This is a genomic window from Paracoccus salsus (assembly GCF_021556615.1).
In the GTDB taxonomy this organism is placed as follows: domain Bacteria; phylum Pseudomonadota; class Alphaproteobacteria; order Rhodobacterales; family Rhodobacteraceae; genus Paracoccus; species Paracoccus salsus.
Window position 1 is genome coordinate 96198 of sequence record NZ_JAKGGD010000008.1, and the last position, 9516, is coordinate 105713.

Here is a 9516-nt window from a genome sequence, read left to right on the forward strand (position 1 = left end):
CTTAGTCCTCGAAGACTTCCGGCAGGTCCGGCGCCTCGCGCGTCATCCAGCCCGGCACCGGCAGGCCCTTCGCACGCAGGAACTCCGGGTTGAACAGTTTCGTCTGGTAGCGGTTTCCGTAATCGCACAGGATCGTCACGATCGTGTGGCCGGGCCCCATCTCGCGGGCCATGCGGATCGCGCCGCCCACATTGATCCCCGATGAGCCGCCAAGGCAAAGCCCTTCGTGTTCCAGCAGGTCGAACACGATCGGCAGGGCCTCGCTATCGGGAACGCGGCAGGCGAAATCGGGCGTGAAACCCTCGAGATTGGCAGTGATGCGCCCCTGCCCGATCCCTTCGGTGATCGAACTGCCGGGGCTGTCGAACGCGCCGGTCGTGTAGAACGAATAAAGCGCCGCGCCTTCGGGATCGGACAGGCCGACCCTGACGCCGCGCGGCTGCAACGCCATCCCGACCCCGGCCAGCGTCCCGCCCGAACCGACCGCGCAGACAAAGCCGTCCACCTTGCCGCCGGTCTGGTCCCAGATTTCGGGACCGGTCGTTTCCAGATGCGCCTGCCGGTTGGCCGTGTTGTCGAACTGGTTGGCCCAGATCGCCCCATTCGGCTCGGTCCTTGCCAAAGCCTCGGCCAGACGCCCGGAGTAGCGGACATAGTTGTTCGGGTTCCTGTAGGGCGCTGCCGGCACCTCGACCAGGACCGCGCCCGCCAACCGCAGCATGTCCTTCTTTTCCTGGCTCTGGGTCTCGGGGATGACGATCACGCTGCGAAACCCCATCGAGGCCCCGACCAGCGCCAGCCCGATCCCGGTATTTCCCGCCGTTCCCTCGACGATGGTGCCGCCGGGCTTCAATGCGCCGCGCGCCACCGCATCGCGGATGATATACAGCGCCGCCCGGTCCTTGACCGACTGGCCGGGATTGAGGAACTCGGCCTTGCCCAGGATCTCGCAGCCGGTTTCCTCGCTGGCCCGTTTGAGGCGGATCAGCGGCGTCTTGCCGATCGCATCGGCCAGGTCAGAGCAAATTCGCATGGCGATCGACCCTCTCTCTCGGGATGGTTTCGGCGTTACGAATACCTACACATGGCGAGCCGGCATGGGCAACCCCGAGCCGCCTTGCCGACGCCCTCACGATCCGGCCAGTTCTGCCAGCAGATCGTCTTTTTTCCGGTCGAGCCACAACGACAACATCGCAAGCGGACCGTTGGTGACCTGTCCGTCATGCACCATTCGCGCCAGATCGGCGCGATCGATCAGATGGCCGCGGATATCCTCGGTCTCGCCGTCAAGCCCATGCACCCCGGCGCTGTCGTCCGGCAGATCCGCAATACCCACATAAAGATAGAGAAACTCGGTCACCGCGCCGGGACTGGGATAATGATGAACGGCTGGAAACAGCCTGCCAAGGCGTAATCCGGCCTCTTCCATGGCCTCGCGCCTTGCGGCCTGCTGCACGCTTTCGCCGGCGTCCACCCGGCCCGCTATCGGCTCCAGCAGCCAGGGTTGCGGGTCGTGGCGCAAGGCAGGGGCGAACCGGAACTGCTCGATCACAAGCAGGCGATCCCGCGCCGGATCCCAGGGCAAGACGACAACCGCATCACCCATCACGAAGCCCTCGCGGGTCACGACGGGAGTGAAGCCGCCCTCATGCGTGCGGTGCGCCAGATCCCACAACTCGACCGCAAAGAACCCCGCATAGGGTTCGCGGCGCTCAAGTCGCCGCACGTCGCCGGGCGCGCGTGCGGCAACCAGATGACCGCCCGAACGCGTGCCGGCTGCCGCGCGCAGGCGGCTGTCCGCCCAGACCCCGATCATCGGCAGCCGCGCGACGACGCTTTCCGGTGACCTGTCGCAGGGCGCAGCCAGTACCTGGCGCGCGATCTCGGCGGCCAGTTCCGGCAACCAGTCCGCGCGCGACCAGGCCGCCTGGCCGCACGCCTCGTCTTGAAGGCCCATCACCGGCCCGCCCGGATGATCCTCGGCCCTCAGGCCCATCACCTCCGCATAGCGCCACAGCGCCCGGGACGGCATGATCTGCAGGGTGGCGATGTGCCCGGCGCCAGGCCGAAGGGCCGGCCAGTCCCGGTCCTCGATCCCGGCGCGGCGCCCGCCGACCAACATGCCGTCCAACGGCAGTCCCGCGCCCTCGGACACCAGCCCCAGAGCGGACAGCATTGCCGGATCGGCCAGCGGCCCGACAACTCGAAGGGGCTCGGTCACAGGCGCTGTCCCTGCATCTGCGCCGCAGCCGCCAGCCCCATATCCCGAGAGGTCTGCATGAACATCGCTTCAAAGCCGGCGAACAGTGCCGCCGACAACGCCTTTCCCGCCGGAGAGGACGCGAAGCGGATGCAGGTTTCCAACTCGGCATCGCTGAGCGGCGCGTAAGCCAGCAGCAGATAGGATTCGATCCAAACACGCGTCCGGGCGCCGAGTTCGGCCTCTTGCGACCATGCATCCGCCAGAATCTGATCCCGGGTCATCGGCATGTCGAAACCGCCGCCATCCGCGAAGCCCTGCGAAAAGGCCACGGCGGCGTTCATTCCGCCGGCGACGTTCGGACCCACCAGATCGGCCTGCTCGATCAGCCTTGCGATCTGGTCCACGCGCGGGTCCCCGCGGCTGGCAGCCGCCGAAAACGCTTGGCGCGCAGACGCCTCGATCTCGGGCTCCAGCATGGCCTGACGGGTCGACATCTCGAGCCCGATCAGCCGGCGACCCAGCGCCGATCGATAGAACTCCAGCGCCGCGTCAAGCCGCGGATCAACCGGCCCGGCCAGTTTCTGCCGCAACCCGGCCTCGAACAGCGCTCGCAGCCTCGCGGGCTGATGGATCTGGGACACGGCCTCGGTCCAGCCATCATCGCCGACACCGCCCGGCATGCCGTCTTCCAGCGCATCGGCTTCGGCGAGGGCCTCGTGTTGCAGGATCGGCATCAGTTGATCCAGCTCCATCACCTCCCAGATCCGATCGACCAGTTCCTGTCGTCCGGCCGCTTCGGCCGCGGCCTCGGGCGGGACTGGCTTTTGCTGCGACATCGCGACCGAGGCACACAAAACTGCCATTGCCAGGCAGAGGGTTCTGAACATGCCGATACCTTTCACCCGGGACGGGGAAGCGCATTTTTCGACGAAACCCCCTTGCACTTCAAGCCCCACCCCTCTAAAGCCCCGCCTCACCACACCAAGCGCGGAGAGGTGCCGGAGTGGTCGAACGGGGCGGTCTCGAAAACCGTTGAGCCCTCGCGGGTTCCGTGGGTTCGAATCCCACCCTCTCCGCCACATATAAACCTTATGTATTTGAAAAAATTTTAGTATTTCCACTTCGGCGAATATAGATCCCCCGAATCTTCCCCCAATTCGATCCGGAACTCGCTGGTTCTGGCTGGTACAGGCTGGAAAGCGACGATCGCTTACTTCGTCAACGTTCCCTGCTGACGTGGCGCCAACAGAGCCTGGTGAGGATCGTAAGCATAGCCTGAAATCGTCCCGTCCTTGATTCTCCGGACCGCCTCATCAATCACGAATTGCAGCACCAGAAACCATTCGCGAGGCTTCACGCATCGGCCGAACCGATCTGGAATTTCGATGTCGAGCTGCGCAATGCCGAAAATCCGGTGGATTAGGTTCTCAAGCCGGGTCTGGTTGATGTTGTAAAGCTCATAGGTCGCCACGACCTCGACCGCAGCCATGAGGAGGGTCGGCTGAAGCTGGGCTCCGGCGATCCACTTATCGACACCCAAGGTGGTCACGCCGATCTTGTGAACCAACTCCCGGTTCTCGGCCACCATAGGATAGTCGGACTTGCTGCGCAGGACATAGATGGTGCCGGTGGTGCTGTCGCCCTCTTCAGGTGCATTGAGCAGGAGCCTTCGCGCCCCTTGCATTCCAGACCAACCCTGCGCGGATTGGATGCCGCCAGCGCATCAGCGCTGAACCCGATCATGAGGCTAGTGGCCGCCCCTGAACCCGACCACCAAGACGTCGGTGAACGTCGCCAGCCGCCCCTTTCGCGTGATCTGCCTCGGTGGATAAGTGCGTTCTCGTCCGCTTTGTGGATGCACGCACAAGATGTGCCTGCTAAGTTCACCCAAAACTACAACTCGTCGGGGGCTACAACTCGTCGGGGGCGTCGGGGGCAGAGAGCAGATTGTACGAAAGCGCATTCAACAAGATCGAACGGGACCTTCGCGCGGAAGAAGGCATCGCCAACGAACTGGACTATGTGGAACAGACCTCATGGGTTTTGTTCTTGAAGTACCTGCATGACCTCGAAACCGAGCGCAGTGATCGCGCCGAGCTCGATGGCGAAGACTACACCCCGATCATTGACGGCGAATATCGCTGGGACAAATGGGCCGCGCCGAAAAAAGGCGGCGAATTTGACCACAACGCGGCCCGCATCGGCGACGACCTGATCAAGTTCGTTGACCAGGAGCTCTTCCCGTATCTCGCATCCTTCCGCCAATCCGCGACGAGCCCGCAGACGATTCAGTACAAGATCGGCGAGGTCTTCACCGAACTGCGCAACAAATTCCGCTCCGGCTACATCCTGCGTGACGTGCTCGAAGCCGTGGACGGCCTGTCCTTCAACACCCAGGCCGAGCGGCACGAACTATCCCAGCTTTACGAAACCCGCATCCGCCGCATGGGCAACGCGGGCCGCAACGGCGGCGAATACTACACGCCGCGCCCGCTCATCCGCGCGATGATCAAGGTCACTGCCCCCAAGATCGGCGAGACGATCTATGACGGGGCGGTCGGCTCTGCGGGCTTCCTTTGCGAAGCCTACGACTACATGCGCACCGACAAGCTCTCGGCGTCCGAATACGAAACCCTGCAAACCAAGACCTTCTATGGGCAGGAGAAGAAGGGCCTCGCCTACGTCATCGGGATCATGAACATGGTCTTGCACGGCATCGAGGCTCCGAACCTGATCCACTCCAACACGCTCAATGAAAACGTGATGGATATTCAGGAGAAGGACCGCCACGACATCATCCTCGCCAATCCCCCCTTCGGCGGCGGCGAGCGGCGCGAGGTGCAGCAGAACTTCCCGATCCGCACGGGCGAGACGGCCTATCTGTTCCTGCAACACTTCATCCGCAAGCTGAAGGCAGGCGGGCGCGCCGCCGTGGTGATCAAGAACACCTTCCTCAGCAACACCGACAACGCCTCTGTCGCACTGCGCAAGGAACTGTTGGAGGCGGCGGAGCTGCACACCATCCTCGATTGCCCGCAAGGCACGTTTCAGGGCGCGGGCGTGAAGACCGTGGTGCTGTTCTTCGAGAAAGGCGCGCCGACGCGGGACATCTGGTACTACCAGCTCGATCCGGGCCGCAGCATGGGCAAGACCAACCCGCTGAACGATGACGATCTGGCGGAGTTCGTTGAGTTGCAACGTACCCGCCCGAACGGGCCGAAAAGCTGGATCGTGAACCGAGCCGATCTGGACGAGGATACCTACGATCTGTCGGTCAAAAACCCCAACGCACCCGAGGCCGAGGCGCTGCGCAGCCCCGAAGAGATCATTGCCGACATGCTGGCGCGGGATGCCGAGACGGCGCAAATCCTTGAAGACATTCGGGGGATGCTGTGAAGACGGGTTGGAAAATCGAAAAGCTGATCGATGTTTGCCACAAGATCACGCAGGGGCCGAACCCAAAATATGACAAAGCTGGGGTGCAAGAGTTTCGCGTACTCAAGACAAAGGACCTTTACGATAACACTATCCACTATGATGCAGCCGATACGGTAAGCGAGGCCGTTTTCTGCAATCATCAAAGAGCTGAGCTGATTTCTGGCGACGTGTTGCTCGCCATCGTCGGTCAAGGATCAATCAACAAGTGTAATGTGTTCGAGGTGAGAGATGGCGCTCGCTTCATATTCACGCGAGCTTTGGGACTTATTCGACCCGACCCAGAGCGGTTGAACCCATATTTCTTAAAGAACTTTCTTCAGTCGTCTGTTGGAAAGAGCATGATCGACGCCGGGATCGGCGGCACTTCCGGGCAGCAAGTGGTGACCACCACTCACCTGAAGCAACTGAGCATCCCCCTCCCGCCGCTCGAAGAACAAAAGCGGATTGTTGCGGTTCTGGACGAGGCCTTCGAGGCTCTGGCCCGCGCTCGCGCCCACGCCGAAGCCAACCTCCAAAACGCGCGGGAGTTGTTTGAGAGCTACTTGGGAAATGTCTTTGGTGACGGGAATTGGCCAGAGAAGACGCTTGACCAGATATCCGAAAACTTGGACCGCGTGCGCGTGCCGATCACGAAATCAGAACGCGTAGCGGGCGATATTCCATACTATGGTGCTTCGGGCGTTGTTGACCACGTTGCCGACTACCTTTTCGATGAAGACCTACTGTTAGTCTCAGAAGATGGTGCCAACCTACTGGCACGAACCTACCCAATTGCTTTTTCTATCAGTGGCAAGTCGTGGGTCAATAACCATGCACACGTCTTGAGATTTGACGACCCCGCCGCCCAAGAATTTGTTCGCCTATACCTGAATTCGATCTCATTGGAGCCATACGTCAGTGGGATGGCTCAGCCAAAATTGAACCAAAAGCAGTTGAATCGCATCTCAATTCCTTTCCCAGATGACGCGACGAGATCGGAAATTGTGCGGAGGGCTCATGCAATCTCCGAAGAGACGCAAAGGCTGCAAGGAAATTACGAAGCAGCGCTCCAAGACCTTGAAGACCTCCGCCAATCCCTTTTGCAGAAAGCCTTCGCGGGCGAATTAACATGATGTAACGAGTTTAGAATATGAGCATTCACGACGAAACCGAAGCCGATACCCGCGCCGAGCGCATAGACCCCGTCCTTGCGGCGGCGGGCTGGGGGCAGAACGGTTCCAAGGTTCGCCGTGAGGTCATCTGTCCTGGGCGCATCCAGTCGGGCGGCACGCGCGGCAAGGGTCTGTCTGCCGATTACGTCCTTATCCACAAAGGCCAGAAGCTCGCCGTTCTGGAAGCCAAGCGCGCAGGCGTTAGCCATCGCAATGGCGTCGGCCAGGCCAAGGACTACGCGACCCGTCTTGGCTCCCGCTATGCCTACGCCTCCAACGGCTTAAACTGGTATCAGATCGACATGGCCAACGGGGCCGAGGGCGACATGGATTTGCCCTTCCCGACACCCGATGAGCTATGGGATCGCACCTTCGCCGACCAGAACGTTTGGCGCGAGCGTTTCGGAGCCGTGGACTTCGAGACGGATGGCGGCAAGTGGGAGCTGCGCTACTACCAGCACAAGGCAATCACGGCAGCGCTTGAAGCCGTGGCCAAGGGCGACCGCCGCATCCTGCTGACGCTCGCCACGGGCACGGGCAAGACATCCATCGCCTTCCAGATTGCGTGGAAGCTGTTCCAGGCCAAGTGGAACCTGACAGGCGAGCCCATCCGCCGCCCGCGCATCCTGTTCCTCGCCGACCGCAACATCCTTGCCGATCAGGCTTACAACGCCTTTTCCGCCTTTCCGAATGATGCGGTGACGCGTATCGACCCCGACACGATCCGCAAGAACCATGGCAAGCCGCCGAAGAATGCCAGCCTGTTCTTCACGATTTTCCAGACCTTCATGACGGGCGACGGCGAACCCGTTTACACGCAGTACCCGCCTGACTTCTTCGACTTCATCGTGATCGACGAATGCCACAGGGGCGGGGCGAAGGACGAAAGTGAATGGCGGCGACTGCTGGAGTATTTCGAGCCTGCCGCGCAGCTTGGCCTGACCGCCACGCCCAAGCGCAAACACAACGCCGACACCTACGCTTATTTCGGCGAACCGGTCTACACTTATGCTCTGCGCGACGGGATCGAAGACGGCTTCCTCACGCCGTTCAAGGTGCGCCAGATGGCCAGCACCATCGACGAATACGTCTATGACGGCAGCGACGACCTGATCGCGGGCGCTGTTGAAGAGGGGGAAGCCTTTTCAGAAGGTGACTTCAACACTCGGATCATCATTCCCGAGCGCGAGCTCAGCCGCGTGAAAGAATTCATGAGCCAGATCGATCAGCGCCAGAAGACGTTGGTCTTCTGTGCCACACAGGATCATGCGGCGCTGGTGCGCGACCTAATCAATCAGGTGAAGGACAGCGCCAACCCAAACTACTGCCACCGCGTCACCGCTGATGATGGTGCTATAGGCGAGAAGCACCTTCGCGACTTCCAAGATAATGACAAGACAGTCCCAACGATCCTGACAACCTCTCAGAAGCTCTCGACGGGTGTAGATGCCCGCAATGTTCGTCATATCGTGCTGATGCGCCCGATCCGCTCCATGATCGAGTTCAAGCAGATTATCGGGCGCGGAACGCGGACTTACGAGGGGAAGGACTTCTTTACGATCTGGGATTTCGTGAAGGCGCACGAGAACTTCAACGACCCCGAATGGGATGGCGAGCCGCTTGAACCGGAACCGCCGAAAGGACCTCGCACACCCCCGGCCGGACCAGAACCAGGACCTGGCGAGCCGGGAGAACCGGGCGGCGGCACCGAAGAGCCGCCTCGCGAAAAGATAGTCGTGAAGCTGTCCGACGGAAGTGTACGAAAGATCAAGTACATCGCCTCAACGACCTACTGGAGCCCTGAAGGAAGGCCGATTTCAGCAGCCGAGTTCCTTGAACGGCTCTTCGGCGACCTATCAGGGATCGTCACTGATGAAGACCAGCTACGCGCCCTGTGGAGCGATCCTGACAACCGTGAGCGGTTCCTCGAACAGCTTTCAGACCGTGGGTACGACCGTGAAAGGTTGGACGACATCCGAAGACTTGTAGATGCGCCAGCCAGCGACCTCTTCGATGTTCTCAGCTATGTACTGTTCACCAACCCTCCGAAAACGCGGCATGAGCGCGCCGACAATGTCCGCTCAATGGGCATGACTGACGCGAATGGCGATATGAAAGACCTGCTTCTAGCGATCCTAGGGGCCTATGAAGCGCGCGGCGAAAGCGAACTGGCGACCAAGAAACTCGGGACGTTTCTAACGGCACGCTACGGCAGCGTTACTGAAGGCAAGGGCAAGCTTGGCGGGCTACCGGCGATCAGGGGAGCGTTCCGAGACATGCAAGCATCGCTGTACTCGGATTGAGGTGTGGCTTGGAACCCGAAACGCAAACAATTACAGATGACAACGAACAAGTGACAGCTAATGCGCCTCTTCAATGTAAGCGGCGGCTGTGCCCCACGCGCGTTCAGCTTGACGGCTTGAAGTTCCAGGGCAGCAGGTCGTCGATCTTTGCCTGCGGGTGACCAGCTGTCACCGCTTCCAAGGTTGCCCTGATGTAGGCGAAGGGTTCGACGCCATTGATCTTTGCGGTGGCGATCAGGGATGCGATGCGCGCCCAGGATCGCCCGCCCTCGTCATGGCCGGCGGGGGGGGGGGGAGTCGATCCCGGGAAGCGCACCCCGCGGGGTAATGTCCGAGCACGTGGTGTAATTTCACCGGCTCGTTCGGTGTAATCTCAGGTGGCCATCGAGGTGTATGGTCGAGGTGGAGTTTGGCGACTTCA

General features: G+C 61.1%; 7 protein-coding genes, 1 tRNA gene and 1 pseudogene. 4 read left to right on the forward strand and 5 right to left on the reverse strand.

All coding sequences use genetic code 11. The annotated features are described in order from the left end of the window. Window position 1: 1 nt before the first annotated feature. The 3 genes from L1965_RS14735 to L1965_RS14745 form a co-directional block, all read right to left on the reverse strand. Window positions 2–1033 (reverse strand): cysteine synthase A, encoded by a 1032-nt coding sequence (locus L1965_RS14735; protein WP_235757206.1) that lies wholly within the window; start codon window positions 1031–1033, stop codon window positions 2–4. Window positions 1034–1129: 96 nt separating this feature from the next. Further along, a complete protein-coding gene (locus L1965_RS16125) occupies window positions 1130–2221 on the reverse strand; it encodes an NUDIX domain-containing protein (RefSeq protein WP_235757207.1) in 1092 nt (363 codons plus the stop codon). Further along, window positions 2218–3090: a DUF2059 domain-containing protein gene (locus L1965_RS14745; RefSeq protein ID WP_235757208.1), complete on the reverse strand. Its 873-nt coding sequence runs from the start codon at window positions 3088–3090 to the stop codon at window positions 2218–2220. Before L1965_RS14745 ends, L1965_RS16125 begins: the two co-directional genes overlap by 4 nt. A gap of 102 nt (window positions 3091–3192) precedes the next feature. Between L1965_RS14745 and L1965_RS14750 the strand changes: the two genes are divergently transcribed. Then, window positions 3193–3282, forward strand: a tRNA-Ser gene (locus L1965_RS14750). A 131-nt stretch (window positions 3283–3413) separates the two neighbouring features. Here the strand turns inward: L1965_RS14750 and L1965_RS14755 are convergent. Further along, the gene (locus L1965_RS14755) at window positions 3414–3887 is read right to left on the reverse strand and encodes a GIY-YIG nuclease family protein (protein WP_235757209.1); all 474 of its coding nucleotides are present in this window, start codon (window positions 3885–3887) and stop codon (window positions 3414–3416) included. 263 nt (window positions 3888–4150) lie between these two features. Between L1965_RS14755 and L1965_RS14760 the strand changes: the two genes are divergently transcribed. From L1965_RS14760 to hsdR, 3 genes are read left to right on the forward strand one after another with little or no spacing between them, the layout of a single operon-like run. Beyond that, entirely contained in the window at window positions 4151–5599 is a 1449-nt protein-coding gene (locus tag L1965_RS14760; protein ID WP_235757210.1) for a class I SAM-dependent DNA methyltransferase, read from the forward strand. Continuing rightward, on the forward strand, window positions 5596–6753 hold the full coding sequence (locus L1965_RS16130) for a restriction endonuclease subunit S (protein WP_235757211.1): 1158 nt from the start codon (window positions 5596–5598) through the stop codon (window positions 6751–6753). The genes L1965_RS14760 and L1965_RS16130 overlap by 4 nt, the downstream gene beginning before the upstream one ends. 17 nt (window positions 6754–6770) lie before the next feature. Beyond that, on the forward strand, window positions 6771–9095 hold the full coding sequence (hsdR, locus tag L1965_RS14770) for an EcoAI/FtnUII family type I restriction enzme subunit R (protein ID WP_235757212.1): 2325 nt from the start codon (window positions 6771–6773) through the stop codon (window positions 9093–9095). A gap of 103 nt (window positions 9096–9198) precedes the next feature. On the opposite strand, the pseudogene L1965_RS14775 reads toward hsdR, so the two are convergent. Further along, window positions 9199–9378: pseudogene (locus L1965_RS14775) on the reverse strand (transposase domain-containing protein); the annotation flags it as partial. Window positions 9379–9516: the final 138 nt, after the last annotated feature.